Genomic DNA, 26,826 nt, shown 5'->3' with positions numbered 1-26,826 from the left:
GCGGTCAGGGTGATCAGACGGTGGTGACGAGCGCGCCCCGCGCCCTCTCCGGGGAGAGGTCCAGGGAGAAGTCCGCGGGCAGGCCCTCCACCGTCACCTCACCCGAGGCGTCCACGACGACGGAGACCGTGGCCTCACCCACGCGCAGGCCCTTGACCGTCATCGCCCCGAACGGCAGGGGTGATGACGGGCTGACCGTCACCCTGCGGCCCGGGACGTCGACGGAGAGGCCGAGGGCGACCGTGAGCATCGCAACGGCCGATGCGGCGGCCCAGGCCTGGGGACGGCAGGATGCCGGGTAGGGCGCCCACTGCCCGATGGTGGCGGAGTCGGCGAAGAGCTCCGGGAACCGGTAGCCGAACGCCTCGCCGACATCCAGCAGCCTGCCGACCACGGACGCGGCCTCCGGGCGGTGACCCTCGCTTGCCATGCCGAGGGCACAGATGGCGGTGTCGTGGACCCATACCGAGCCGGTGTGGTAACCGATCGGGTTGAAACCGCCGTTGTCGGTCGCCAGCGTGGCGATGCCGAAGTTGCCCAGCATCGTGGGTCCCACGAGCAGGTCGGTCACCTGCCGGGCCTCTGCCGGCGTCAGTGCACCAGTGCCCAGGACGTGGCCCATGTTCGAGCCGACCCCGTCCACCGGACGGGCGGTGCTGTCGATGGCCATCGCGAGGTAGCGCTGCTCCGGTGGACCCACCCAGAAGCGGGCCCGGATGCGCTCCCGCAGCGCGTCGGCCCACTCCTCGAGCTGCCCAGCACGCACGGCATCGCCGGCGGGGGTGCCCGCCCCGGCGACGTCCGGGGACCGGTCTCCGAGCTCTCGCAGGAGGGTCGCAGCCCCGAGCGCCGCCTCGACGGCGTACGCCTGTGCCTCGACCAGGGCGATGGGGGCGACGGCGAGTGAGCCGTCGCGGAACCGCATCGAGTCCCCGGAGTCCTTCCAGCCCTGGTTGGCCAGGCCACGTCCGCTCTCGTCGACGTACTTGATGAGCCCGTCGTCGTCCGGCATGGCGTGGTCGGTCAGCCACGAGGCCGCGGCGCGCAGCTGCGGGAGCAGGGATCGCACCTCGTCGGCCGGCATGCCCCAGCGCCATGCGTCGTGAAGCAGGCAGATCCACAGCGCCGTGGCGTCCACGGTGCCCCAGTAGACCGTCGGCAGGGTGAAGTCGACCGTCTCGTCCTGGTAGGTCGTGCGCCGCAGCTCGTGCGGGATCTTGCCGGGCGCCTCGGCCGTCTCGGGGTCCCAGGCGCGGCCCTGCCGACGCGCGAGCGCACGAAGGGTTCCAGCCGCGAGTGTCGTGCCGAGGGGCAGCAGCATACGTGCAGTCCAGAGGGAGTCGCGGCCGAACAGGGTGAGGTACCAAGGGGTTCCGGCGGCGGCGAACACGTCGTCCGGGTCGACCGGGTCGCGCAGGAGCAGGCTGCGCAGGTCGGCCAGGGAGGTGTCCATCAGCCGGCCCAGACGCGGGTCGCTCGCGTCGACCTGCAGCGTCTCGGGCCAGTCGACGGCGTCGCCGCCGGGGTCGGCCGGGAAGTGGCTCGCGCGTCGGCGCTCGGTGCTCACCATCACCTCGACCACGGCCTGGGAGCCGGGGGCCACGGAGAGCGGGAAGGTGGCGGTCACCCCGTCGGTGCCCGCCCGGAGGTCAGCCGGGGCGTGGGAGAAGGTGACCACGGTCCGCAGCGCCTCGGTCTCCCACTCGGCGGACGCGAAGGCCGGCTCGCCGAGCGCCTGGTCATGCGCCTGGTCGGGCGCTTGACCGGGGAGGCGGCCCAGCCGGGCCTCGAGCAGCCGCCCCGTGGCGACGCCGGCCTTGACGGGCCCGATGTCGGCGCCGTCACCGCCGACGGTGACGACCAGCGGAGCCTCGAGGGTGCGGGAGGCCCGTGAGGCGACGACGATGCTCTCGGTCAGGGTGCCGCCCGCGACCCGCCGACGGCGGTGCAGCTCGACGGTGGGGTCGGGGCCGGGGTCGCCGAGACCGCGGGCCGAGGTGAAGAACTCGCTGCGAGCCCCACGGCTCGAATGCGCGACCTTGACGGACTGGGCGTCCCCGAGCGCCGCCGTGAAGACGGAGAGGACCCGCTGGTCGTCGACGAAGAAGCCATGCGCGCCACGCCCGGTCATGGACCCGTCGGCATCGCTGAGGGCGGTGCCGTTGCCGGCGACGCAGACCGCGAGGTCGTGCAGCCACGGCTGCTGCCCCGGCCGCACGCCCGGGGTGGACGATGCTGCACTGGCGTTCTCGGTGCCGGGCCGGGTCACTGGCTCTCCTGGTCGTGTTCGTGGCGCCGCTGAACGGCGGCTCGGTGATCGGGCGTGGTGGTGTTGCGTGCATTCCGGGCTGACGACGGGCGCCGCGAGCGCGACCGGAGAGCCCCCTTGACACTCCGACTTCACGGGCACAGTATCCGGATCGGCAATTATGCGGTTAAATCGCCACGGTTTGAACGTTCCATCACACGGAGACGGCGTCAAGGGTGACTGCGAGCTCATCCGCCACACGGCGGGCGACAATCCTCGATGTCGCGCGCGCTGCGTCGGTCTCCCGCCAGACCGTGAGCAACGTCGTCAACGCCCCCGAGCGCGTCGCACCCGCGACCCTCGCCCGGGTGCAGGCGGAGATCCGCCGACTGGGCTTCCGACCCAGCAGGGCCGCCCAGACCCTCAAGCAGGAGCGCGCCGGCGCCTGGGGACTCGAGCTCGACTCGAGCGGGTTCGGACGGCTCGGGGCGATCCTCGACACCTTCCTCGTCGAGCTCACGGCGGGTGCCTCGGCCCGCGGGTCCCACGTGGTGCCCTTCACGGCGTCGGACCCGGCCGCCCCCCTCGCCGCCTACGACCGCCTCGTCGCCAGCCGCGTGGTCGACGGCTTCGTCCTCACCGACACACGCCGCGGCGACCCTCGGCCCGCCTGGCTGGAGGAGCACGAGATCCCGTATGCCGCGTTCGGCCGGGTGTGGGACGACCCGAGCATCACGGCGTGGGTCGACGTCGACGGAGCCGCGGGGGTGGAGGCGGCCGTGCACCACCTCGCCGCGCAGGGCTACGAGCGCATCGGCTACCTCGGCTGGCCGGAGGGCTCGCCCGTCGGTGACGACCGGCGCTCCGGCTGGGTCCGGGCCACGACGCGGCTCGGCGTCCACAACCCGCACTGGCAGGCGACGAGCGTGCAGGCCCTCGAGCAGGCCTCCCGGGCGGCGGCACGCCTGCTCGACGACCTGGGTCGGGGGGCTGCCCTCGTGTGCGCGTCCGACGCCCTGGCCCTGGGCGCCTGGCGCGTCCTTCTCGAGCGCGGCCTGCGCCCGGGCGCCGACGTGGGCCTCGTGTGCTTCGACGACACGGACATCGCCCAGGCCCTCGACCTCAGCAGCCTCCACCAGCCCCTCGACCGGGTGGCCGACCGCGTGCTCCACGTGCTCGGCGCCCGTTCCGCCTCCCGCGACCCAGCGGGCGGTCTGCTCCTCCCACCAGAGCTTGTCGTCAGGTCGAGCTCGAAACCTGCGGGCGACCGCACCACACCGAAAGAGAAGTGACATGAGAGCACGCACCACGCGCGGTGCAGCCGTCCTCGCCCTCGCCGCCACGGGAGCGCTCGTCCTGAGCGCCTGCGGTGGCGGCGGGTTCAGCAGCGGCAGCAACAACGCCCCGCAGAGCAGCGCCAAGGGCCCGGTCAAGCTGACCGTCATGATCGGCAGCTCCGGCGACGCGGAGACCGCGGCGGTCAAGAAGGCGACCGAGGCCTGGGCCAAGAAGTCCGGCAACACGGTCGAGGTCATCGCCGCCTCCGACCTCGGGCAGCAGCTCGGACAGGCCTTCGCCTCGACGACCCCGCCGGACGTCTTCTACACCGACGCCTCCAAGGTCGGCACCTTCGCCAAGGCGGGCAACCTCTACGCCTACGGTGACCAGGTCAAGGACGCGAACTTCCTGCCGGCCCTGGTGCAGGCGTTCACCTACAACGACAAGTTCTACTGCGCGCCGAAGGACTACTCGACCCTGGCCCTCGAGATCAACACTGAGCTCTGGAGCAAGGCCGGCCTCACCGACGCCGACATCCCCAAGGACTGGGCGAGCCTCGAGGCCGTCGCCAAGAAGCTCACGTCGGGCAAGGTCACCGGCCTGGTCATCGGCAACGACATCAACCGCAGCGGTGCGTTCATCAAGCAGGCAGGCGGCTGGGTCGTCTCGCCGGACGGCAAGACCATGACCGCCAACAGCGCGCCGGCCAAGCAGGGCCTTGCCGAGGTGCAGAAGCTGATGAAGGAGGGTGTGCTGAAGTTCAGCTCCGACACCTCCCCGGCAACCGGGTGGGGCGGCGAGGCGCTGGGCAAGGGCGTGGCCGCCATGACCATCGAGGGCAACTGGATCAGCGGTGCCAAGAAGGACTTCCCCAACCTGAAGTACAAGGTGGCAGAGCTTCCCGCTGGTCCCGCCGGCAAGGGCACCCTGCTCTTCAGCAACTGCTGGGGGATCGCCGCCAAGTCCCAGCACCAGGCCCAGGCCGTGGAGCTGGTCAAGTCGCTCATCACCACGGACCAGCAGATGGCCTTCGCCGACGCCTTCGGCGTCATGCCCTCCACGCAGGAGGGCGCCAAGGCCTTCGCCCAGAAGTACCCCGAGTCCCAGCCCTTCGTCGCGGGCGGCCAGTACGCCCAGGGCCCGGTCAACCTGCCCGGCTTCGACGACGTGATGGCCAAGTTCAACTCGCAGCTGGCCACGCTCGGCAAGGGCGGCAACCCCGACGCCTGGCTCGAGGAGCTGCAGAAGAACGGCACGGCAGCAATGGCGGGCTGAGCCCCGTCCTCCCTGATCGACGGTGTCCGCCCGCCTTCCGCAGGCGGGCGGACACCGTCCCCATCGGCCACCCAACCCCCAGGAGCACTCATGGCGCGCATCGACGACGAACGTCCGGTGGAGGACGTCGTCACCCCAGCCGGTGCACGGTCCACCCAGGTCGCCTCGGTCTCGGCGGGCACGCCCATCGGACAGGCCGGCGTGCCCGGCCTCACCGCCAACCGCACGCGGGGCGGCATACGCGGGCCTGAAGGCATCGCCGGGTGGCTGTTCGTCGCCCCGATGGTGATCATCCTGGGGCTCTTCCTCGTCATCCCCATCGGCATGGCGTTGTGGGTGAGCTTCACCAACTGGCAAGGGAACACGAACCCGTTCGCGGTCGGGCAGGGCACCGACGTCGTGGGCCTGAAGAACTACACCGACCTGTTCGCCCGTGACGGCCTGACCCGCGACAACTTCATGCAGTCGATCGGCAACACCTTCTACTACGTGCTCCTCGTCGTCCCGCTCCAGACCATCCTCGCGCTCGGCCTCGCCCTGCTCGTCAACAACGCCCGGCTCAGGGGCCGCGGCTTCTTCCGGACGGCCTTCTACTTCCCCTCCGTGACGAGCTCCATCGCGATCGCCACCGTCTTCCTCTTCCTCTTCTCCAACACCGGCGCCGTGAACGCCTTCCTCGGGTTCTTCGGTGTCGACGGGCCGCAGTGGTTCAACGACAGCCGTGGCCTGCTGCACCTGGCGTTCAACGCGATCGGCGTCGACAACCCGGGCTGGGCGCAGGGAGAGATCCTGGGCCGCAGCCTCTGGGACTGGCTCTCGGGCCCCTCCGTCGCGATGTTCGTCATCATCTTCCTCGTCATCTGGACGACGTCCGGCACGTTCATGCTGATGTTCATCGCAGCGCTGCAGGACCTGCCCGTCGAGGTCGAGGAGGCGGCTGCGCTGGACGGCACCACGGGCTGGCAGAAGCTGCGGCACGTCACGTTGCCGATGATCAAGCCGGCCCTGTTCCTGGTGATCACCCTCGGGCTGATCGGCACCTGGCAGGTCTTCGACCAGATCTACGTCATGGGCAAGGGAGCACCTGCGGGCACGACCCTCAGTCCGGCCTTCCTGTCGTACCAGCAGAGCTTCGGCAACTTCCGCTACGGCTCGGGCGCGGCGATGGCCTTCGTCGTCTTCCTCATCATCGTCGTGCTGACCTGGCTGCAGCGGCGCGCCCTGACCGACAAGGACGAACGCAAGCCACTCCTGGTCGCCGTGAGGGCCAAGATGGCTTCCGGCGGGCAGATGGACCCGACCTCCGGACTCGGAGGCGGCAAGTGAACGTCCGCAGGTCCAGCCCGGTCAAGACGATCGTGCTCTACACGGCGCTGCTCGCCTTCGCCGTGCTGTTCATCTACCCGTTCCTCATCCAGATCGCGACGTCGTTCAAGACCGACCCCGACGCCGCGAGCAACCCGCTGTCGCTCGTGCCGAACCCGGTCACCAGCCAGGTCTGGCAGCACATCTTCGGCCAGTCCGGCGACTCCGCGGTCCCGGTCACGACGTGGGTGAGGAACTCCGTCCTCATCACGGTCGTCGTCACGGTCGGCCGCGTCTTCCTCGACTCCCTGGCCGGCTACGCGCTCTCCCGACTGCAGTTCCGCGGTCGCAGAGCGGTGTTCGCCGGGGTGCTGGCCGTGATGGCCGTGCCCGGGGTGGCCCTGCTGATCCCGAAGTTCCTGATGGTCAACTACCTCCAGATCTACGACACCTACACCGCGATGATCCTCCCGCTCATCGTCGACGCCGCGGGCGTCTTCATCATGAAGCAGTTCTTCGACTCGGTGCCGGTGTCCATCGAGGAGGCGGCCCGCATGGACGGTGCCAGCATCTTCCGCACCTTCTGGTCGGTGGTGCTGCCCATGGCCAAGCCGGCCCTGATCACCCTGACCATCCTGTCGTTCCAGGGCTCCTGGAACGAGTTCTCGCACTTCCTGGTGGTGACGCGCGGGACCCCCGAGCACCAGACCCTCGTCACCGGACTGGCCAGCATGACGAGCGGCCAGCTCGGGGCCGGCACGCAGTACCCGCTCAAGCTCGGCACGGCCCTGCTGACGACGATCCCGGTCGCCCTGCTCTTCTTCGCGCTGCAGCGCTACTTCATCCGCGGTGCCAACGAGGGCGGCATCAAGGGCTGAGCCGGCCCCCGAGGACGCGAAGCCGGTTCAGCGCGAGACGGAGCGCAAGGGCAGCTCGAACCACCTGAGGTGGTCGAAGTCGACGTTCACGTGCGCCTCGTCGCACCGTTCCGGCGTGGCGGCCGCCAGGATCGCCCGTGCCTCGGCGAGGTAGCCGGAGAGCGCCTCCTCGCCGGCGCGCTCATGCTGGACCGGGTGGGCGAGCCGACCGCCATCGAAGACCACCTGGCCCAGCCGCAGCGGGGGCTCGACGGGGCCGTCGTGGTGGCGCCACAGCCCGGTGGCGGGATCGAAGTCGTAGTCGCCCAGCAGGCGCCAGCCGTCGCGGGCCACCAGGCGCACCGCCTCGATGACGTAGTCGGCGACGACGTCGGAGATGAAGTAGTTGAAGTTGACGCGCACCCAGCCCGGCTTGATGCCCTCGCAGCCCCGTCCGATCTCGCGCTCGAACTCGTGGGAGCGATCGAGGTCGATGCCCAGCAGGTGGTGGCCGTAGGGGCCGGCGCAGGAGCAGCCGCCCCGGGCCTGGATGCCGAAGAGGTCGTTGAGGACCGCGACGACGAAGTTGTGGTGCAGGTAGCGACCGCCCAGGCCGTGCACGACGAACGAGACGATCGAGAGGCGCTCGGCGTCGAGGTTGCCGAGGATCTCGATGGCGGGCTCCTCGTGCCAGGCGGTGACGGCACGCTCGAGGAAGTACGCCTCGCGCGCGCGGATGGTGGAGGTGCCCACCGCGTCCTTGAGCTTGAAGACGAGCCCGGCACGGATCGACTCGAGAATGGCCGGCGTGCCGCCCTCCTCGCGGTGGGCCGGGTCGGACAGGTAGTCGTGGTCGTCCGGGTTGACGTAGGCGACGGTGCCGCCCCCGGGCACGTCGGGCACCCGGTTCGTCATCAGCTCACGGCGCACCACGAGGATGCCGGGAGTGCTCGGACCACCGATGAACTTGTGTGGGCTGAGGAACACCGCGTCCTTGTATGCCGTCGGGTCGGCGACCCGACGACCGCCCCGGCCGTACATCTCGATGTCGACGTACGGGGCCGCTGCGGCGAAGTCCCAGAAGGCCAGGGCGCCGTGTTCGTGCAGCAGCGAGGAGATCCTGTCCGTGTCGGTGACGATCCCGGTGACGTTGCTCGCGGCGGAGAAGGACCCGATGAGCAGCGGGCGGTGGGAGTGCTCGACGAGGCGCTCGCGCAGGACGTCGACGTCGATGTGGCCGTCGAGGTCCTGCGGGATCACGACGACGTCCGCGACGCACTCACGCCACATCACCTCGTTGGAGTGGTGCTCGTACGGTCCGATGAAGACCACCGGTCGCTGGTCGGCGGGGACGAGATCGCTGGCGTGCCAACGGTCTTCGAAGTTGGAGGGCACCCGCAGCCCGAGGATGCCCACGAGCTTGTCGATGGCTCCCGTGCAGCCGGAACCGGCGAAGACGACGACGGTCTCGTCGTCCCCACCGACGCAGTCGCGGATCGTCCGACGGGCGTCCTCGCGCAGCCGTGTCGTCTGCAGGCCCGTGCCCGAGCTCTCGGTGTGGGTGTTGGCGTAGCGGGGGAGCACCTCGTCGCGGATGAAGTCCTCGATGAACGTCAGGCCCCTTCCCGAAGCGGTGTAGTCCGCGTAGGTGACCCGCCGCGGGCCGTACGGGCCGTACATCACGTGGTCCTCACCGATGACACTCGCGCGGATGGTGTCCAGCAGGTCGTGGTGCGGCGCCGTTCCCATGGTCCGCAGCATACCGCCGTCTAATGGTTCGTCACACTGGCATAACATCCAGTTACTCGACGGATCAGGAGCGGCATACCCACAGGGAGCGGAGGACGGGCGCGAGCGGTCACCCTCGCGGCTCGGTCGCATAGGGTCGGCCCGTGACCTCGATCTCCTACCCGCTCGCCGAGCGCACGCTGGCCAACGGCCTGCGCGTGATCGTCAGCGAGGACCACACGGTGCCCAACGTCGCAGTGAACCTGTGGGTCGGCGTCGGCTCCCGCCACGAGACGCCCGGCCGCACCGGGTTCGCCCACCTCTTCGAGCACCTGATGTTCCAGGGCAGCCGCAACGTCGCCTCGGGAGAGCACTTCTCGGCCCTCATGGACGAGGGTGCTCGGCTCAACGCCACGACGTGGTTCGACCGCACCAACTACTTCGAGACGGTGCCGACAGGAGCCCTCGAGCTCGCGCTGTGGCTCGAGGCGGACCGGCACGGTCACCTGCTCGACGCCGTCACGCAGGAGAACCTCGACAACCAGCGGGACGTGGTCAAGGAGGAGAAGCGCCAGCGCTACGACAACGTCCCGTACGGCTCGGCGCTCATCGACATCTACGCGACGGTCTTCCCGGAGGACCACCCGTACCACCACCCGACCATCGGGTCGATGGAGGACCTCGACGCCGCGACCCTCGAGGACGTGCACGAGTTCTACCGGGCGCACTACGGCCCCAACAACACGGTGCTGACCCTCGTCGGCGACGTCACACCCGAGGAGGGCTTCGCCGCGGCCGAGAGGTACTTCGGACCGCTGCCGGCGATCGAGCTGCGCTCCCGGGGCCGGCAACCACAGCTGCCGCCCGTGCCCGAGCCCGTGCGCCTCGACCGGGTTGGGGACGTCCCCAACGACCGCCTCTACATCTCCTTCCGGCTCCCGGTCGACACGACTCCCGACTACCTCGCCTGCCAGGTGGCGGTCGACGTGATCGGTGGTCTCGCGAGCTCGCGGCTCGTGCGCCGGCTGGTGCGCGGCGACGAGAGCGCCGTGGCCGTGGGCGGATGGACGATGGGCCTCGTCGACGGGTCGGGGCTCGGCACCATCACCGTCGACGTGGCCGCCGGAGCGGATCCCGACGAGGTCGAGGCCGCCGTGTGCGAGGAGATCCGCCGTTTCCTCGACGAAGGGCCGGACGCGGCCGAGCTCGAGTCGGTGATCGCCGACACGGAGCGGTCCTGGCTCAGTGCGCTGGCGAGCCTGGAGGAGCGTGCCGACCACATCAGCCACCACGCCCTGCTCACCGGCGACCCCGCCTACGTCAACAGCTTCGTCGACCGCATCCGCGGCGTGACCGCCGAGCAGGCGAGGGAGGCCGCGCAGGCGTGGCTCGACCCGCAGTCCCGCGTGGTCGTGCGCTACCTCGCCGGTTCGAGCGAGGATGCCGGGGAGCAGGACACCGCCGACAGCGGCGACCGGAGCGAGAAGGATCCCGAGGAGGCCGCATGACCGCCGTTGCCCGCCCCGTCGTCGCACCACCGGAGCCGTGGGACTTCCCCGAGGGCACGACGCACGACCTGCCCAACGGCCTGCGCCTCGTCACCTACGACGTGCCCGGCCAGTACGTCCTGTCCGTGCGGCTCGGGCTGCCCGTCTCGCTGCGCGACGAGCCTCGTGATCGCGAGGGCGTGGCCTCGATCATGGCCCGGACCCTCGACGAGGGCACGGCGAACCACACGGCCGAGGAGTTCGCCCTGCTGATGGAGCGCAAGGGCGTGAGCTTCGGCGCCGGGATGGCCGACTCGGGCCTGTCCGTCGACCTCGACGTCGTCAAGGGCAACCTCGAGCCCGCCCTCGACCTGCTCCGCCAGATCCTCACCGAGCCGGTCTTCCCGCAGTCCGAGGTCGCCCGCCAGGTGCGGACCCGCATCGCCGAGATCGACCAGGAGCGGTCGGTCGCCGCCCACCGGGCGGGCCTCGAGTTCGTGCGGACCTTCTACGCCGCCGACGACCGCTCGTCGCGCCCGACCGGGGGCACCCGCGAGACGGTCTCGTCCATCACCCGCGAGGATGTGGCCGACTTCCACGCCCGTCACGTCGTCGCGGCCGGGGTCACCGCCGTGGTGGCCGGCGACCTCGAGGGCCTCGACGTGCCGGCCCTGGTCGAGCAGGCGCTCGGCGGGTGGACCGCAGGCCCCGACCGCGAGCGGCACCTGGAGCACGCGGCCGCCCTCGCACCCGACCGCGGCCGCATCGTGCTGGTGTCGCGTCCGGGCTCCGTCCAGACCGAGCTCGTCATCGGGGCCCCCGGCCCCGACCGGTCCGTCGAGGGTGGGTGGGCGCCCTACCCCGTGCTCGGCTTCGTCCTCGGTGGCTCGCCGAACGCCCGGATCGACGCCGTCTTGCGCGAGGAGAAGGGCTACACCTACGGCATCCGCTCCGGTTTCCGTCCGCGCAGGCGTGGCGGTGTCTTCGTCACCTCTGGCTCGGTCCGGGCCGACTCGACCGCCGAGTCGCTGCGGCTGCTCGTGGAGATCCTCGAGAGCGGCCGAAAGGGCTTCACCGACAAGGAGGTCCGGTCGGGAGTGGACTTCATCTCCAAGACCGCGCCGGGCCGCTACGCGACGGCCGACTCGATCGCCGACGAGGCGGTGAGCATGGCCCTGGACGGGCGCACGACGGCGTTCACGACGGCCAACCTGCGCGACCTGGCCACGGTCGACCGCGACCGGGTGCAGGCGGCATACGACCGCTTCGCGCGGGAGGCCCGCATCGGCGACGGCACCCCAGGTGCCGGCTGGACGATCGTGCTGGCCGGTGACGCCGATGCCCACCTCCGCGGCCTCGAGGCCCTCGGCCTCGGCGACGTCACGGTCGTGACCGACGCCTGACCCCGCGCGGTTGATGCCCCACCGGAGGGGCGACCGTCAGGGGTGAGGCGCCAGGGCGTGCTCCATCACGTAGTCGTCCTCGAAGACGCCCCCGACGAGGAAGCGCTTGGTGCCCACCCGTTCGAACCCGCTCTTGGCGTAGAAGCGCTGCGCCCGCTCGTTCTGCTGGTTGACCCCGAGCCACACTCCGGCGGCGCCCGTGCCCGCTGCCCAGTCCAGCCCGCGGGCCATCAGCAGCGCGGCGGCGCCCGTGCCGTGGGCCTCGGGCAGGACGTAGATCTTGGACAGCTCGACCGTCGGCCTGAGGCGGATGGCGGAGCGCACGTCGGCGTCGCCCGGTTCGCCGGAGACCAGCATGACGTAGCCCAGGGCCTTGCCCTCGCCCTCGGCGAGGAGCAGGTGCCGCTCGGGATCCGCCAGGTAGCCGGCGAAGCGGGCGGGGGAGAGCACCTCCGCCACGAAGGCCTTGACGCGCTCCCTCGTCATCGATGGAGGGCAGGCCAGCCCGAAGGTCACGGCGGCGACGGCCGCCAGGGTCTCGGCGTCCTCGGCGCTCGCGGCCCGGACGGTGGCGGTGCTCGCGGCGGCGCGAGGGAGGTCGGCGGCGGCGCTCATGACGGAAGGCTAGACGCGCCGACCGATCCCATCGAACGGGGTCTCAGGGCGAGGGCATGCCGATGCGCGAGAGGACCTCGTCGTGGAGGAGGCCGTTCGTGGCCAGGGCATTGCCGCTCCAGCAGCCGTCCCTGCCGTCGAGCCCGGTGAAGCGGCCTCCTGCCTCCTCGACGATCGCGACCAGCGCCGCCATGTCGTGCACGGCGAGCTCGGGCTCGGCGGCGATGTCGGCAGCGCCCTCGGCGACGAGCATGTAGGACCAGAAGTCGCCGTAGGCGCGGGTGCGCCAGCAGTCGTCCATGAGGTCGACGAAGTCGTCGCGGCGGCCGCGGACGCGCCATCCCGAGAGGGAGGAGTAGGACAGTGACGCGTCACCGAGCCGGCCGACCTGCGAGACCGAGATGCGGCGGGCCGACGAGATCGAGCGACCCGTCCACGCGCCTGACCCCGTCGCGGCCCACCAGCGGCGCTGCAGGGCGGGGGCGGCGACCAGACCGAGGACCGGCTTCGCGTCGACCACGAGGCCGATGAGGGTGGCCCACACCGGCACGCCGCGGACGAAGTTCTTGGTCCCGTCGATCGGGTCGATGATCCACCGGCGCGAGCCGTGGCCCGTCGTGTCGAACTCCTCGCCCTGCACGGCGTCCCGCGGGCGTGTGCGCTTCAGCTGCGACCGGACGAGCTCCTCGGCAGCCCGGTCGGCGTCGGTGACCGGCGTCAGGTCGGGCTTGTTCTCGACGACGAGGTCGGCTGCGCGGAAGCGCGACATGGTCACGCGTTCGACGGCATCGGCGAGGACGTGGGCGAGCCGGAGGTCGTCGTCGTAGGAGGTCACCGGGTCAACCTAGCGGGAACCCCCCGACGCGTCCCGGCGGGCGCCGGGCACCGAGGACGTATGCCGCTCGGCTCAGTGGTCCTCGCCGGCGCGGCTCGCGAGCAGGCGACGCAGCGAGGCCAGACGTGACGCCCCGGCCGGCCCGGCGTGCCCCTCGGCGACCCAGGCGTCGAGGGCGCACTCCTCCTCGTCGTGCGTGCAACCACGTGGACAGTTCTCGGTCCCCGCGGCGAGGTCCGGGAAGTGGTCGATGATGCGGTCGACGTCGATGTGCGCTAGCCCGAAGGAGCGGATGCCCGGAGTGTCGATGACCCAGCCGTCGTCGGTCCCGTCAGGGGCGCGCAGCCGCAGCGCCACGGCGTTGGTCGAGGTGTGGCGGCCTCGTCCGGTCGTGTCGTTGACGACCCCGGTCGCCCGCAGCGCCCCGGGCACGAGCCCGTTGACCAGGGTGCTCTTGCCGACGCCGGAATGGCCCACGAGCACGGAGACCTTTCCTGAGAGTCGGGCGCGCAGCTCCTCGAGGCCCGAGAAGTCGCCGTCGCGCCACGAGGTCACGACGTGCTCGACCTCGAGCGGCGTGTAGTTGGCGAGGAAGGCGCTGGGGTCCACGAGGTCGGCCTTGGTCAGGGCGAGCAGCGGCTCGAGGTCGGCGTCGTAGGCGGCCACCAGACAGCGGTCGACCATGCGGGGTCGCGGCTCCGGGTCGGCCAGGGCGGTCACGATGACGAGCTGGTCGGCGTTCGCGACGATGATGCGCTCGTAGGGGTCGGTGTCGTCGGCGGTGCGCCGCAGCACCGAGCGGCGCTCCTCGATCCGCACGATCCGGGCCAGGGCGTCCGGCCCGCCGGCGAGGTCACCGACGAGCGCGACCTCGTCGCCGACCACGACTCGGGTGCGCCCGATCTCGCGTGCCTTCATCGCGGTGACGACGCGCTCGGGCTCCTTCCTGCCGAGCGACCCCTTCGGGATGAGGCACGTGTAGCGGCCCCTGTCGACACCGATGACCATGGCGACCACGGCGTCGTCGTGCGCGGGGCGTTCCTTCGTGCGTGGTCGGGAGCCCTTGCGGTTGGGGCGGACCCGGACGTCCCCCTCGTCGAGGTCGCGCCAGCTCATCGCGGCGCGACCACGGGGGCGGTGCTGTCGAGCATGCCCCGCCAGAGGCCCACGAAGTCAGGCAGCGTCTTGCCGGTCGTGCCGATGTCCTCGACCTGGACGCCCGGGACACGCAGTCCGAGGATGGCGCCGGCGGTCGCCATGCGGTGGTCGTGGTAGCTGCGGAAGCGTCCGCCGTGCAGGCGTGCCGGAGAGATGCGCAGCCCGTCCTCGGTCTCGACGACATGGGCTCCGAGGCCGCCCAGCTCGGCGGTCAGGGCCGCGAGCCGGTCGGTCTCGTGCCCGCGGATGTGGGCCACGCCGCGGATCCACGTCGGGGTCGAGGCGAGTGCTGCCAGGGCGGCCACCGTGGGTGTGAGCTCGGCCGCGTCGTGCAGGTCGATGTCGATGCCGACCAGCTCGCCGGTGCCGGTGACGCTCAGCCCCGAGCGGTCGAGGCGGACGTCGGCACCCATCGTGTCGAGGATCTCGCGCAGCAGGTCGCCGGCCTGGGTCGTGTGCTGCGGCCACCCCGGCACCCTGACGGTACCGCCGGCCACCAGGGCCGCCGCCACGAACGGCCCGGCGTTGGACAGGTCGGGCTCCACGGAGACGTCGAGGGCGTTGATGTCGGACGGCTCGACGCGCCAGGTGTCACGCTCGCTGTCGTCGACGATGGCTCCGGCGTCGCGCAGGGTCTCGACGGTCATGAGGATGTGCGGTTCGCTCGGCACCGGCTCGCCCTCGTGGTGCACCGTGATGCCCTCGTCGAAGCGGGCCCCGGCCAGCAGGAGTGCCGAGATGAACTGCGACGAGGCGGAGGCGTCCATCGTGACGGCGCCGCCTCGCACACGCCCGCGTCCGTGCACCGTCACGGGCAGATGGCCGCGGTCGTCGTCGACCTCCACCCCGATCGCCCGCAGCGCGTCGATGACCGGCCGCATCGGGCGTACGCGTGCCTGAGGGTCGCCGTCGAGGCGGACGGGCCCGTCGGCCAGGGCCGCGACCGCCGGCAGGAAGCGCATCACCGTGCCGGCCAGGCCGCAGTGGACGGACACGTCACCGCGCAACTGCGCGGGAGGCGTGACCACCCAGTCCGGCACCGCCCCGTCCGGTGCGTCGCCCTCGGGCGTCACGTCGTCGATGCGGACCCCGAGCGCGCGCAGCGCCTCGGCCATGAGCAGCGTGTCGCGCGAGCGGAGCGGGGCTCGCAGGCGCGAGCGGTCGCTCGCCAGGGCCGCCAGCACGAGGTAGCGGTTGGTGAGGGACTTGCTGCCCGGCAGCACCACGGTCGCCTCGAGCGGCCCCTGCGACGTGGGGGCAGCCCAGTCGGGCTCCGCCGTCACCGGCTGACGGTGGAGCTCGGCGGACGCAGTGGATGCGGCGGACGGGAGAGGAGGGGAAGCGTCGGTGGGACTCAAGTCAGCTCACGACGTCCTGGGCTCGATGGGCGAGCAGGCGCGCCTCGCGCTTGGCGGAGCGCTGGGCGTGACGCGCCTGGCGGCGCGTCGTCTTCGTGGCGTGCTGGGCGCGCCAGGCGAGTCCGGGCCGGCCCTCGGTGTCGACGGCGGCGAGCAGCAGCCCGCCGAGGAGGCCGACGTTCTTGAGGAAGAGGCTGCGCGCCTGTGCCTTGCGGGTCGGGTCGGTCTCCTCCCAGAAGGCGTGCTCGATGGCGGTGGTGGGCACCACGGAGGCGGCGAGGACGGTGGAGGCCAGGCGCGGCATACGGCCGGTGGCCAGGAGCAGCCCTCCGCCCAGCAGCACTGCGCCGTTGACGCGCACGAACAGGTCCGGGTCCTTGGCGGCCACCTCGGCCCCCGGCACCTGCCCGGGCACCTTCTCGAGCAGGTGGGCGGCCTGGTCGGTGCGCGCGGCGGGGTTGCGCAGGGCCTCGATCCCTGCGGCGACGAACACGGACGCGAGCAGCGGGCGGGCGAGACGGCGGACGATCATGCGACTTCCTCCTCTGGCGACCGCGCGCCGGAGCGCGCCGTGGCCGTCGTGGATGATGTGGGCACCTACGGTATCCACATACCCCCGTCCCGGGGGACGGTGCCCGGCTCCGTCAGCGGTCCCCGTGCGCAGGGCGCCCGACGGGGCGCTCGATGCCCAGTCGGCGGCGCCCGGCGGCAGGCCCGTGGGGGGACGTGGGTGGCGGCGCGGCGGCATACGCTGTGGCGCATGTGCGGGAGGTATGCCGCGAGCGCGCGGCCCGACGAGCTCATCGAGGCGTTCGACGTCGACGAGGACCACACCGCCGACCCCGCCCGCAGCATCCTCAAGAACCCCCAGAGCCCGCCGCCCGGCGAACCCGACTGGAACATGGCCCCGTCGAAGCAGGCGCCGGTCGTCCTGACGCGCCACCCCCGGGGCCAGGACGACGACGAGGCGGCGGCGACGCGGCAGCTGCGCCTCCTGACCTGGGGACTGGTCCCCTCATGGGCCGAGGACGTCACGATGGGACTGCGGATGACCAACGCGCGCGCCGAGTCGGTGCTGGGCAAGGGCGCCTTCGCCAAGGCCGCGCTGTCGCGGCGCTGCATCGTGCCCGCCGACGGGTGGTACGAGTGGCAGGTCTCACCGACCGCGGTGGACGCCAAGGGGAAGCCTCGCAAGCAGCCCTTCTTCATCCACCGCGCCGACGGGGACCCCGTGGGCTTCGCCGGGCTCTACGAGTTCTGGCGCGACCGCAGCCTGCCCGAGAGCGACCCCGGCGCCTGGCTCACGACGTTCACGATCATCACGACGGCGGCCGACCCCGACATGGACCGTATCCACGATCGCCAGCCGCTCGTCCTCGACCGCGAGCAGTGGGAGCGGTGGCTGGATCCCGACGAGAAGGACGCCGACTACGTGCAGGGGGTCCTCGAGTTCACGCGGCCGGGCCGCTTCGAGGCGTACCCGGTCGGCCGGGCCGTCGGCGCGACGCGCAACAACGGGCCGGCGCTTGTGGAGCCGGTCCCCGCCTCCGAGCTCGAAGGCGTGGTCGACCCCATGACGGGTGAGGTGCTGGGGGCGTGACCGGACCGGTCCGCCCCAGCGTGCGTGAGATCGAGACCCCCGGTGGTCCGGGCCGGGCCCACGTCTGCGCACCACCGGGTCCGCGGGGCACGGTCGTCCTCGGCCACGGCGCCGGGGGAGGGCTCGGAGCCATCGACCTGGCCATCGCCCGGGAGGTGCTGGTCGGCGCCGGCTGGGCCGTCGTGCTCGTGGAGCAGCCCTGGCTCGTGGCCGGACGCCGGGTCGCCGGGCGCCCTCCGACGCTCGACGCCGCCTGGGTCCCGATCGTCGAGGCGCTCCTCACCGGCCGCGGCCGGCTGCCCCGGCCCCTCGTCGTCGGCGGCCGCAGCGCCGGTGCCCGCGTCGCCTGCCGCACCGCCGGGCCGCTCGAGGCCGACTCGGCGCTGCTGCTCAGCTTCCCGCTGCACCCGCCGGGGCAGCCGGACAAGTCGCGAGCCCACGAGCTCGCGCTGGCGCCCGACCCGAGCTGGGTCGTGCAGGGCACGAGTGACGCGTTCGGCACGCCCGAGGAGGTGCGGCCGCACCTTCCCGCCGGTGCGACGCTCCTCGAGGTGGGCGGCGCCCACAGCTTCCCCAAGGGCTCACGCAGCGCGCTCACCGAGGCCCTGACCACGGTCGCGGGAATGCTCCCCGGCTAGGCGTCGTTGCATGGTGCATGGTCACCTGCCCCACCCTCGAGTCCCGGAGCGAGCCCGCCGTGCCCGTCCGGCAGGCGGTCCTGCCGGCTGCCGACAGTCGGTTCGAGCCGGTCACCGGTCTAGGCTGGGGGGCGATGGCAAAGGACAAGAAGACCGAACCCGGCGCGGCCGGGCGAGTGGCAGGGCCGGGCACCGACAGCGGCACGAGCAGGTCGCGGGCGAGCAGCCGGGCGAGTTCCGCAGCAGCCGTGGCCGACCCGGCCGATCCGTCGACGGATCTGGCGGCCGACGCGGTGACGGCACGCGAGGAGCGCGCCCGCGCCGACGCCGCCGTGGACGTCGCGAGCGAGAGCGAGCCCGACCGCCGCGAGCGCTTCGAGCGCGAGGCGATGCCGCTGCTGGACCAGCTCTACAGCGCAGCCCTGCGCACCACCCGCAACCCGAGCGACGCCGAGGACCTGGTCCAGGAGACGTTCGCGAAGGCGTACGCGGCCTTCCACCAGTACAAGCCCGGCACCAACCTCAAGGCCTGGATGTACCGCATCCTCACCAACACGTACATCAACAGCTATCGCAAGAAGCAGCGCCAGCCGCTGGAGTCCGACTCGGCCGAGATCGAGGACTACCAGCTCGCCCGCGCCGAGTCGCACACCTCGGTGGGGCTGCGCTCCGCCGAGGCCGAGGCGCTCGACCACCTTCCCGACAGCGACGTCAAGCGCGCCCTCCAGGCGATCCCCGAGGAGTTCCGCCTCGCGGTGTACTTCGCCGACGTGGAGGGCTACTCCTACAAGGAGATCGCCGAGATCATGGAGACGCCCATCGGCACCGTCATGAGCCGCCTGCACCGTGGGCGACGCCAGCTGCGCGACCTGCTCTCGGAGTATGCCGCCGAGCGAGGTTTCGTGGCCGCGGGCAGCTCTGCCGGTGCCGCCTCCGGCAACGGGGCGGGCGCGGACACGGAAGGAGGCCGCTCATGACCGACCAGACGCACACCGACTGCTCCGAGGCGCTGCTTCGGGTCTACGAGTACCTCGACGGCGAGCTCGGCCCGGAGGAGGTCGCCAAGATCCAGGCGCACCTCGACGAGTGCGGACCGTGCCTGAAGGAGTACGACCTCGACACCACGCTGAAGTCGCTCATCAAGCGCTCCTGCGAGTGCGAGCAGGCGCCCGAGGCGCTGCGGCTGACGATCATGTCCCGGATCTCCATGACCGTGATCCAGGTCGACCGCGGCTGACCGCGCCCGGCGACGACCAAAGCAGCCACGAAGCTGGTACGACGAAGGCCCGCCCCGAGCGATCGGGTGCGGGCCTTTGACGTCTGCGGCTCAGGCGTTGGGCTTGCGGCCGTGGTTGGCGGCGTTGCCCTTGCGGGAGCGGCGCTTGCGGGCGCGCTTGCTCATCGTCGGCTCTCCTTGGGTCGTACTCTCGTTCCGGGCCCGTGCGGACACCGAAGCCCCGATTCTTCCACATCGGGTGAGAGGCGCCCAATTCCCTGCGGTGGATACGAGGACGACATTAAAATCTTGGTATAGATCCGTCCGAAATGGCCGGGTCTACTTCCATGCGCCGGGTTGGTCTTGGCATCATGCCGCTGAGGGAAACCTCAGTGTTCTGTGCTGCCGCGAGCAACGCCCCTCCATGGCGCACGCATCCGGAACATCACGCAATTAGGAGCCCACCATGTTCGCTGCCCTGCTCTCGGCCCTCGCCTCCACCTCTGACTTCACGACCAACGCGCTCGCGTCGTTCGCCAGCATCTGGGGCTGGAACGGCTGAGTCCACCCCCTAGAACCATCTCGGACGGCACCGGGGTCCCACGCGGACCCGGTGCCGTCGCGCTACCGTGACTGACGTGAAGCACCCAGCCACCGGCACCGTGAGGTCCCGGTGGCTGTCGGCCTACCTTGTTGCCGTCGGTGTGGGTTCTCTGACCGTCGGAGGGCTGGCCTGGCTTGCCAGACCCCCCCAGCCCATGCTTGGACCGCTGGTGCTGCTGTGCCTCATGGGAGTCGTCAGTTTCCAGGTCCGCGAGCCCGAACTCGGCACGCGCGTCAGCTTCTCCTTCCTGTCGATCATCCTCGTTGCCTCAGCGGCCATCGTCGGCGGCTTCGGAGCGTGGGTGGTCGGGTCTGTCTCCATGCTGGTCGACCGCCGTCAGGCACGGTTGTCCGCGACCATGTTCAACGCCGCCATGAGTGGCTTGGTGGGTGCCGCCGTAGGGTTCGTCTACGGACACCTCGGCGGGGCCGAGGGATCAGCTATGGTCGGCATGGACTCCGGGGAACTGGCGCTCCGCGTCGGACTCCCCCTTCTCGCCGCCGACGTCGTGGCCTGCCTCATCAATGCCGCTCTGCTCTCGGGCGTCATCCACCTCGACCAGGGCATCCCCTTCGGCATTCAGCTGCGCCGTGTGCTCAGCGGTTCCGGGGTGGCCTATGTGGGCTACGGCATCATCAGCCTCCTCTTCGTCATCCTCTGGTTCCCCGCGGGCCTGGGTGCGTTCAGTGCCCTGCTGGTCCTTCCGCCCCTGCTCGCCGCCCGCTGGGCGTTCATCCAGTACGGCGAGGAGCTCCGTTCCCATGAGCGCACGGTCGACACGCTCGTGACGGCTCTCGGCACCAAGGAGCCTCCGGCCGTCGAACGCAGTCGGCGCACCGCGAACCTGGCCCAGTGGATCGCCGAGGAGCTGGGCCTCACGCCGGGACAGATCGGCACGGTTCGGTATGCCGCCACGCTGCACGAGGTGGGCCACCTGGGCGTCCCCACCCGGCTACTGCGTCGTTCACGCGCGTCCCTCAGCCCCAGCGAGCTGCGTCTCATCGACGGCCACTGCGTGGTCGGGGCACGCATGATCGATGGCATCGACTTCCTCGAGAGCGCGAGGTCCGGCATCCGCCACCAGGGCGAGCGGTTCGACGGCACCGGTCGTCCCGACGGCCTGGCGGGCCAGGACATCCCGGTCGCGGCGCGCATCGTGGCGGTGGCGGCGGCCGTGGACGATGCCCTCCGCGACGGTCCGGGGGAGGCCGTCGTCTCGGCAGCCGATGCCATCCAGAAGCTGCGCGCCGACGCCGGTCGCTTCGACCCCGACGTCGTCGCAGCGGCCGTCATCGCGCTCGACAAGCACGGCTGGCCGGCGTCCGCGCCTGTGGCGGTCGCCTCATGAACGGTGTGTTGCGCCGCGAGCCGCTGGCCGGGGCCTTTGGGGTTCTGTGCCTCGTCGCGTCCGTCGTGGCCGCTGTCCAGCTGGACGACGTCCCATCGTTCGGCCACCGGGAAACGATCTGGATGGTGGCAGCGTTCGCAGTGACCATTCTCCTCGGCGAGTGGTTCCACATCTCGGCTCCGGGTTTCCGCGAGGCGGCGCCGGTGGCGATGGCGGCGGCCTTCGCCCTGGCGTTGACCACGTCCCTCCCGGGTGGGGTGCTCCTGCCCTACGGGGCCCCGTTCGCGCTGGCGGTCACAGCGGTGGCCATGGCGCTGGGCACGACGGTGCGGGTGGCGGCACGGCGCGACACGAGTCTGGTGGATGCCGCGGGCCGGTTCGTGGCCATCGTCGTGGTGGCCCTCATCTACCGCGTGGCGGTCCTGGCCCCGGGCTCGCAGTCCCCGCTGCACGCGATGGTGGCCGTCCCATGGCAACGAGCCGTGCTGCTGGTTGCCATCTGCCTGCTGGCCCTGGTCACGGATGCCCTGTTCACCTCGCTCCTGAGGGCTCTCTCCGCCGGCGCCAGCATCCGGCGGACGTTCGCCGAGGAGCTCCGCTCCTCCTTCACGTTGTCGACCGCGGTCGCGGTGACGGGCGTGCTCATCGCCCTTGCCACCCCGCCACTGGGCATCGCCGCCCTCCCGCTCTTCCTCATCCCGCTCGTGCTGACGCTGTTCGCCTTCCGCCGCTACGTCAGCATCCGGGCCACGTACCTCCAGAGCATCCGCACCCTCTCGCGCCTGACGGACGCCGCCGGCTACACCCCTTCCGGGCACTCCGAGCGGGTCGCGGCGCTCGCCGTCCGGGTCGGGCGCGAGCTCGGCCTCTCGGAGCGCGAGCTGCTCGATCTCGAGTACGCCGCGCTGCTCCACGACATCGGGCAGGTCGCCCTCGTCGAGCCCATCCCCGGGGGCGCCACCGTCCTCGCCGCGCCTGCCGACCAGCGCCGCATCGAGGCCGACACCGTCGCCATCGTCCGCGAGACCGGCGTCCTCGAGGAAGTCGCCCGGATCCTCGAGCACCAGACGACGCCCTACCGCCAGGTCCGCGAGCTCGGCGAGGAGATCCCGCTGACAAGCCGGATCGTCAAGGTCGCCAACGCCTACGAGGACCTCACTGCGGGCGCGCGGAGCCTGCGTGCGCGAGAGGCAGCCGTCGAGCGGATCTACCTCGGGCTCGGCTACGAGTACGACCCTCGAGTGGTCGACGCGCTCCTCAAGTCACTCGACGACGCCGGCGCCCCGGACTGAGAGAGCCGTCACACCGGTCGCCGGCCCCTTGGGTGCGGCCCGCGGGGCGTGCCATAGTGGCGACTTCGGGCAACCCCCGTCGCGAGAACGAGCTTGCAGGCCAGACCCCCGGCACTGTTCCACCAGTGAGGGCCCCTGCCCTCTTCTCCCCATGCGAACGAGGTGTTCCAGCATGAGTGCGTTGCCCGCCCACCAGCTCTTCGACCCCAGTGACCCGGTCTTCCGGGCCCACCTGGGCGGAAAGCTCGGGGTACACGCCACGTCGGAGCTGCGAGACGCGTCCGACCTCTCCCTCCTCTACACGCCGGGGGTCGCCCAGGTGTCCCGCGCCATCGCGGCAGACCCGGGGCTCGCGGCGCTGTACACGAGCCGCCGCAACACCGTCGCAGTGGTCAGCGACGGCACGGCGGTCCTCGGCCTGGGAGCAGTCGGTCCGCTGGCAGCGATGCCGGTGATGGAGGGCAAGGCGGTCCTCTTCAAGCACTTCGCCGACGTCGATGCCGTACCTGTGTGCATGCAGACCGGCAGCGTCGAGGAGATCGTCGAGGCGGTCGTGCGCATCGCACCCACCTACGGCGGTATCAACCTCGAGGACATCTCCGCCCCCCGGTGCTTCGAGATCGAGCGCCGTCTGCAGGAGCGGCTGGACATCCCGGTCTTCCACGACGACCAGCACGGCACGGCCATCGTGACGCTGGCCGCTCTGCTCAACGCAGCCCGCGTTGTCGAGAAGGCCCTCGGGGAGCTGACCGTCGTCGTGTCCGGCGCAGGTGCGGCGGGTGCCGCCGTGAGCCGGATCCTGCTCTCGGCGGGCGTGGGCGACGTCGTCGTCGTCGACTCGCGCGGCATCCTCGGTCCCGACCGGGTGGAGCTTCCCCCGCACAAGGATCAGCTGCGTGAGGCCACCAACAGGCGGGGCGTCACCGGGACGCTCGCAGACGCACTGTCGGGTGCAGACGTTCTGGTCGGCGTCTCGGGCGGCACGGTCGCCGAGAAGGACCTGATGCGGATGGCGCCACGAGCCGTCGTCTTCGCGCTCGCCAACCCCGATCCCGAGGTGCACCCGGTGGTGGCCTCGAGGTTCGCGGAGGTCGTGGCCACCGGACGGTCGGACTTCCCCAACCAGATCAACAACGTGCTCGCCTTCCCGGGCATCTTCCGCGGCGCCCTGGACTCCGGTGCGCGCCGCATCACGGAGGAGATGAAGCTCGCGTCCGCCCGTGCCATCGCGCAGCTGGTGGAGGACCCGACGGCTGACCGCATCGTCCCCAGCGTCTTCGACGAGCGGGTGGCACCTGCCGTGGCGGCGGCGGTCTCGGCCCTGGCCGTCTGCGAGGCGACGAGCTAGCCGGGCGAGTCCGTGTTCCCGGCCCGGTCCGGGCCGGGAGCACCGCCGGGACCACCACCGGGACCGCCTCCGGAACCACGTGCGCCGCGCGACCCGTCGCCTGCATCGTCCGACGGGTCGGTGAGGCCCCGAGCAGCGAGGGCCTCTCCGGTCGAGCGTGCGAACGCCACGACGTGCACCACCGTGGGCACCACGACGGCGCGCGGGCTGCGGTCGAGCCCCCGCGCCCGGGCGGACTGCCGGACGCTGGAGAAGGAGCCGGCCACCCACGGGACGGAGCGCACCACGATCCCGAGGGTGAGCGCGACGACCTCGGGGTCGACGGTCCGCCGGAACGGCCGGGCCGCCCGCACCACGCCGTCGAGCAGCTCGGTGACGGACGTCGTCGCCGTGAGGACGCCCGCGGCCAGGTATGCGTTGACGATCCCGAGGACGACGCGAGCGGCATACGACGGGCCGTTGGACCACCACTGGAAGGCGAGCAGCAGGACAAGCAAGGGCACGAGCCCGCGCATCGACCGCAGCAGCCTCCCCGCGGGCAGACGCGCGAGAAGAGCACACCCGATGACGACGGCCGTCACCAGCAGCATCGGGACGAGCGACCTGGCGAACCACGACGCGGCGCCGACGGCCAAGACCCCGGCGAGCTTGAGCCACAACGGCGCCCGGTGCACGGGCGAGGTTCCCGAGACGTACCCGGCGAACAGGCCGGTACTGCTCACGGCTGGTCCACGAGGGTGACGTAGTGGCGCACTGCGTCGGCCGGAGAGCCGTCGAAGACGATCCGCCCGGCGTCGACCACGAGCGTGCGATCGGCCTGCAGTGCGAGGTCGAGGTCGTGCGTGGCGACCACCAGCGACTGGGGCAGGTCGTCCAGCAGGCCTCGCAGCCGCAGCGTGTTCCGGCGGTCCAGGAGGGTCGTCGGCTCGTCGAGCACCAGAAGTGCGGGCTCGACCGCGAGGACGACTGCGAGCGCCATGAGCTGCCGCTCACCGCCGGAGAGGTCGTGGACGCTCTGGTCGGCCAGAGCGGTGAGGCCGAACCGCTCGAGGACCGCCTCGGCGGCGAGCCGGCGCTCCGCCCGCGAGCGGTGCAGCCGGCGCAGCGAGAGCTCGACGTCCTCGCGCCCCGTGGGCATGACCAGCTGCGAGAGCGGGTCGGTGAAGGCGAATGCGACCCGGCGGCGGACCCTCGCGCCGTGGCGGACGGTGTCCAGGCCGTCGACGGAGACGGCGCCGGAGGCAGGGGCGACGAGGCCGTTGAGCAGTCGCAGCAGCGTCGACTTGCCCGAGCCGTTGGCGCCGATGACGCTGACACGAGCCTCGGTGAGAAGCAGGTCGACCGGGCCCAGGACCGTCCGCATGCGGTGGCCGGCGGCGTCGTCGACGGGCACCGACACCGTGGCCGCGTCGAGACGGACGCGAGTCACCTGCTGCGCAGCCGGAATGCCGCCCGGCCTGGGGTGGACGCTCGTCTCACGAGGCCGTCGGACGTCGCTTGCCCGCGCGGGCGAGCACGTCGGGGAAGGCACGGTGCACCGCCACCGCCGCGACCACCGCCACGACGTCCTTGAGCAGGTCGCCGGGCAGGAACGGCAGGTCGGCGCTGACGGCCGCCGACAGCGGCAGATGCAGGTTGACCATCATGCCGGCGATCCCGAGGACGTGGACGACGGCGAGGGTCGTGACGAAGGAGGCCGTCACGAGCAGCGGCACCCACAGGCTGCGCCGCGTGTGGCGCAGGACGGCACGCGCGGCCAGCCCGACGACCACCGCGGCAAGGAGGAACGACAGGAGGTATCCGGCGGTGGGGCCGCTCAGGACCTGCAGGCCCGACTGGCCGCGGCTGAAGACCGGCAGGCCCACGAAGCCCAGGAGCAGGTAGAGCAGGACCGCGAGGCCGGCGCGCAGCGGGCCGAGCACGAGACCCGTCAGCATCACGGCCAGGGTCTGCAGGGTGATCGGCACGCCGAACCCGCCCACCGGGATCCCGGGCACGACCGCTGCGGCGACGAGCAGCGCCGTGAAGACGGCCACGAGCGCGACGGCCTGCGCGTCGACGCCGGGGCGGTCCGGGGTGCCGGCGTGGGCAGGCTCCGCCTCACCGCTCCGGGTCAACGTCGCCAGCTGCGGGTCCGCGCGGCGCGCAGGGGTGTTGTCGGTCACGGGCGAGACCCTACCGGGGCCCTCTGAGGGGCCCGGTCACTATGGTGCAGGAATGCTCGCTGCCTACGCTGCCAGTCAGTCCGCCTCCGACCCGCTCTCCGGCCTCGTGGTGGGGGAGCGGCCGGACCCCGAGGTGCGGCCCGGATGGCAGGTCGTGGACCTGCGCGCCGCGGCCCTCAACCACCACGACGTCTGGTCCCTGCGCGGCGTCGGGCTCGCCGCCGACCGGCTGCCCATGATCCTGGGCTGCGACGGGGCCGGCGTCGACGACGAGGGCAACGAGGTCATCGTCCACGCGGTCATCCCCTCGGACGGCTGGCGCGGCGACGAGACGCTCGACCCGCGCCGGACGCTGCTCTCGGAGCTGCACGACGGGACGCTCGCGCAGAAGGTGCTCGTCCCGGCCGGGAACGTGGTGCCCAAGCCGGAGTCGATGTCCTGGCAGACCGCCGCGTGCCTCTCGACGGCGTGGCTCACGGCATACCGGATGCTCTTCACCAACTCGGGTGTGCAGCCGGGGGGCACCGTGCTGGTCCAGGGCGCGGGCGGCGGCGTGGCGACCGCCCTCATCCAGCTCGGCTCGACCGCCGGCTACCGGATGTGGGCGACGTCGCGCGACGAGACCCGCGGGAAGCGCGCGCTCGAGATCGGCGCCGACCGCGTCTTCGGCTCGGGCGAGCGTCTCCCCGAGCGCGTCGACGCCGTCATGGAAACCGTCGGTGCGGCGACCTGGTCGCACTCGGTCAACTCGCTCCGGCCCGGCGGCACCATCGTCATCTCCGGCGCGACGTCGGGTGACGCCCCGGCCAAGGCGGAGCTGACGAAGATCTTCTTCAAGCAGCTGAGGGTCGTCGGGTCCACCATGGGCAGCCGCGAGGAGCTGGCTCAGCTCGCCCGGTTCGTGCAGCAGCAGGGCATCGAGCCGGTCGTCGACTCCGTGGTGCCCCTCGAGCGGGCCCGGGACGGCTTCGCCCGGATGGTCGACGGCGACGTGTTCGGGAAGGTCGTCTTCACCGTCGGGTAGGGCGCCACCGGCCGCGGCGCGGTCGGGCGGTCGGAGCGGTGGGG

Annotated in this window: 25 protein-coding genes; 14 read left to right on the top strand and 11 right to left on the bottom strand. The window is 71.7% G+C overall.

Features of this window, described 5'->3' with window-relative positions; all coding sequences use genetic code 11:
* Positions 1-13: 13 nt before the first annotated feature.
* Complete coding sequence (locus tag LQK93_RS03420) at positions 14-2,269, bottom strand: glycogen debranching N-terminal domain-containing protein (protein WP_374970174.1); 2,256 nt, start codon at positions 2,267-2,269, stop codon at positions 14-16.
* Between the two features lie 215 nt (positions 2,270-2,484).
* On the opposite strand from LQK93_RS03420, the gene LQK93_RS03415 reads away from it, so the two are divergent.
* The 4 genes from LQK93_RS03415 to LQK93_RS03400 all read left to right on the top strand — a co-directional run bounded on the left by LQK93_RS03415 (position 2,485) and on the right by LQK93_RS03400 (position 6,984).
* Positions 2,485-3,540, top strand: coding sequence for a LacI family DNA-binding transcriptional regulator (locus LQK93_RS03415; protein WP_374970173.1), 1,056 nt, complete (start codon positions 2,485-2,487; stop codon positions 3,538-3,540).
* 1 nt (position 3,541) lies between these two features.
* On the top strand, positions 3,542-4,801 hold the full coding sequence (locus LQK93_RS03410; RefSeq protein WP_374970172.1) for an extracellular solute-binding protein: 1,260 nt from the start codon (positions 3,542-3,544) through the stop codon (positions 4,799-4,801).
* Between the two features lie 90 nt (positions 4,802-4,891).
* Positions 4,892-6,127 (top strand): carbohydrate ABC transporter permease, encoded by a 1,236-nt coding sequence (locus LQK93_RS03405; protein WP_374970171.1) that lies wholly within the window; start codon positions 4,892-4,894, stop codon positions 6,125-6,127.
* Positions 6,124-6,984, top strand: coding sequence for a carbohydrate ABC transporter permease (locus tag LQK93_RS03400; RefSeq protein ID WP_374970170.1), 861 nt, complete (start codon positions 6,124-6,126; stop codon positions 6,982-6,984). Before LQK93_RS03405 ends, LQK93_RS03400 begins: the two co-directional genes overlap by 4 nt.
* Positions 6,985-7,011: 27 nt before the next feature.
* Here the strand turns inward: LQK93_RS03400 and LQK93_RS03395 are convergent, their stop codons facing one another.
* Positions 7,012-8,712, bottom strand: a complete 1,701-nt coding sequence (locus LQK93_RS03395) for an aminotransferase class V-fold PLP-dependent enzyme (RefSeq protein ID WP_374970169.1) — start codon at positions 8,710-8,712, stop codon at positions 7,012-7,014.
* Positions 8,713-8,855: 143 nt separating this feature from the next.
* Here LQK93_RS03395 and LQK93_RS03390 point away from each other — a divergent pair, with 143 nt between their 5' ends.
* Both LQK93_RS03390 and LQK93_RS03385 read left to right on the top strand, forming a co-directional pair.
* Positions 8,856-10,199 (top strand): M16 family metallopeptidase, encoded by a 1,344-nt coding sequence (locus LQK93_RS03390; protein ID WP_374970168.1) that lies wholly within the window; start codon positions 8,856-8,858, stop codon positions 10,197-10,199.
* A complete protein-coding gene (locus LQK93_RS03385; RefSeq protein WP_374970167.1) occupies positions 10,196-11,581 on the top strand; it encodes a M16 family metallopeptidase in 1,386 nt (461 codons plus the stop codon). The genes LQK93_RS03390 and LQK93_RS03385 overlap by 4 nt, the downstream gene beginning before the upstream one ends.
* 36 nt (positions 11,582-11,617) lie before the next feature.
* Here LQK93_RS03385 and LQK93_RS03380 read toward each other — a convergent pair whose 3' ends face one another.
* The 5 genes from LQK93_RS03380 to LQK93_RS03360 all read right to left on the bottom strand — a co-directional run bounded on the left by LQK93_RS03380 (position 11,618) and on the right by LQK93_RS03360 (position 16,079).
* Complete coding sequence (locus LQK93_RS03380; protein WP_374970166.1) at positions 11,618-12,196, bottom strand: GNAT family N-acetyltransferase; 579 nt, start codon at positions 12,194-12,196, stop codon at positions 11,618-11,620.
* A 43-nt stretch (positions 12,197-12,239) separates the two neighbouring features.
* The gene (hisN, locus tag LQK93_RS03375) at positions 12,240-13,031 is read right to left on the bottom strand and encodes a histidinol-phosphatase (protein ID WP_374970165.1); all 792 of its coding nucleotides are present in this window, start codon (positions 13,029-13,031) and stop codon (positions 12,240-12,242) included.
* 72 nt (positions 13,032-13,103) lie between these two features.
* Entirely contained in the window at positions 13,104-14,147 is a 1,044-nt protein-coding gene (gene rsgA, locus LQK93_RS03370) for a ribosome small subunit-dependent GTPase A (RefSeq protein WP_374970164.1), read from the bottom strand.
* Positions 14,144-15,472, bottom strand: a complete 1,329-nt coding sequence (gene aroA, locus LQK93_RS03365) for a 3-phosphoshikimate 1-carboxyvinyltransferase (protein ID WP_374970163.1) — start codon at positions 15,470-15,472, stop codon at positions 14,144-14,146. The genes rsgA and aroA overlap by 4 nt, the downstream gene beginning before the upstream one ends.
* A 76-nt stretch (positions 15,473-15,548) precedes the next feature.
* Positions 15,549-16,079: a DoxX family membrane protein gene (locus LQK93_RS03360; protein WP_374970162.1), complete on the bottom strand. Its 531-nt coding sequence runs from the start codon at positions 16,077-16,079 to the stop codon at positions 15,549-15,551.
* Positions 16,080-16,307: 228 nt separating this feature from the next.
* Between LQK93_RS03360 and LQK93_RS03355 the strand changes: the two genes are divergently transcribed.
* The 4 genes from LQK93_RS03355 (at position 16,308) to rsrA (ending at position 19,022) form a co-directional block, all read left to right on the top strand.
* Entirely contained in the window at positions 16,308-17,147 is an 840-nt protein-coding gene (locus tag LQK93_RS03355) for an SOS response-associated peptidase (RefSeq protein WP_374970161.1), read from the top strand.
* Positions 17,144-17,785 (top strand): alpha/beta family hydrolase, encoded by a 642-nt coding sequence (locus LQK93_RS03350; RefSeq protein ID WP_374970160.1) that lies wholly within the window; start codon positions 17,144-17,146, stop codon positions 17,783-17,785. The genes LQK93_RS03355 and LQK93_RS03350 overlap by 4 nt, the downstream gene beginning before the upstream one ends.
* A gap of 134 nt (positions 17,786-17,919) precedes the next feature.
* Positions 17,920-18,762, top strand: a complete 843-nt coding sequence (locus LQK93_RS03345) for a sigma-70 family RNA polymerase sigma factor (RefSeq protein WP_374970159.1) — start codon at positions 17,920-17,922, stop codon at positions 18,760-18,762.
* Positions 18,759-19,022 (top strand): mycothiol system anti-sigma-R factor, encoded by a 264-nt coding sequence (rsrA, locus tag LQK93_RS03340; protein WP_374970158.1) that lies wholly within the window; start codon positions 18,759-18,761, stop codon positions 19,020-19,022. Before LQK93_RS03345 ends, rsrA begins: the two co-directional genes overlap by 4 nt.
* Positions 19,023-19,112: 90 nt before the next feature.
* On the opposite strand, the gene LQK93_RS03335 is transcribed toward rsrA, so the two are convergent.
* A complete protein-coding gene (locus LQK93_RS03335; RefSeq protein WP_369791897.1) occupies positions 19,113-19,187 on the bottom strand; it encodes a 50S ribosomal protein bL37 in 75 nt (24 codons plus the stop codon).
* Between the two features lie 452 nt (positions 19,188-19,639).
* On the opposite strand from LQK93_RS03335, the gene LQK93_RS03330 reads away from it, so the two are divergent.
* From LQK93_RS03330 to LQK93_RS03320, 3 genes are all read left to right on the top strand, one after another.
* Complete coding sequence (locus LQK93_RS03330; RefSeq protein ID WP_374970157.1) at positions 19,640-20,953, top strand: HD-GYP domain-containing protein; 1,314 nt, start codon at positions 19,640-19,642, stop codon at positions 20,951-20,953.
* Positions 20,954-21,075: 122 nt separating this feature from the next.
* Entirely contained in the window at positions 21,076-22,245 is a 1,170-nt protein-coding gene (locus LQK93_RS03325; RefSeq protein ID WP_374970156.1) for an HD-GYP domain-containing protein, read from the top strand.
* 172 nt (positions 22,246-22,417) lie between these two features.
* Positions 22,418-23,593 (top strand): NADP-dependent malic enzyme, encoded by a 1,176-nt coding sequence (locus LQK93_RS03320; protein ID WP_374970155.1) that lies wholly within the window; start codon positions 22,418-22,420, stop codon positions 23,591-23,593.
* Here the strand turns inward: LQK93_RS03320 and LQK93_RS03315 are convergent.
* Genes LQK93_RS03315 through LQK93_RS03305 form a run of 3 tightly spaced genes read right to left on the bottom strand, consistent with a single transcriptional unit; the run spans position 23,590 to position 25,758 of the window.
* Positions 23,590-24,315: an energy-coupling factor transporter transmembrane component T family protein gene (locus tag LQK93_RS03315; RefSeq protein ID WP_374970154.1), complete on the bottom strand. Its 726-nt coding sequence runs from the start codon at positions 24,313-24,315 to the stop codon at positions 23,590-23,592. The two genes, LQK93_RS03320 and LQK93_RS03315, sit on opposite strands and share 4 nt — an antisense overlap.
* Positions 24,312-25,022: an energy-coupling factor ABC transporter ATP-binding protein gene (locus LQK93_RS03310; protein WP_374970153.1), complete on the bottom strand. Its 711-nt coding sequence runs from the start codon at positions 25,020-25,022 to the stop codon at positions 24,312-24,314. The genes LQK93_RS03315 and LQK93_RS03310 overlap by 4 nt, the downstream gene beginning before the upstream one ends.
* 46 nt (positions 25,023-25,068) lie before the next feature.
* The gene (locus tag LQK93_RS03305) at positions 25,069-25,758 is read right to left on the bottom strand and encodes a biotin transporter BioY (RefSeq protein ID WP_374970152.1); all 690 of its coding nucleotides are present in this window, start codon (positions 25,756-25,758) and stop codon (positions 25,069-25,071) included.
* Positions 25,759-25,810: 52 nt separating this feature from the next.
* Between LQK93_RS03305 and LQK93_RS03300 the strand changes: the two genes are divergently transcribed.
* On the top strand, positions 25,811-26,782 hold the full coding sequence (locus LQK93_RS03300; RefSeq protein ID WP_374970151.1) for a zinc-binding dehydrogenase: 972 nt from the start codon (positions 25,811-25,813) through the stop codon (positions 26,780-26,782).
* Positions 26,783-26,826: the final 44 nt, after the last annotated feature.

This window comes from Terrabacter sp. BE26 (genome assembly GCF_041941675.1).
Classification (GTDB): Bacteria; Actinomycetota; Actinomycetes; order Actinomycetales; family Dermatophilaceae; genus Terrabacter.
Note: the sequence above shows the minus strand (reverse complement) of the source record. Positions and strands in the feature narration are given on the sequence as shown.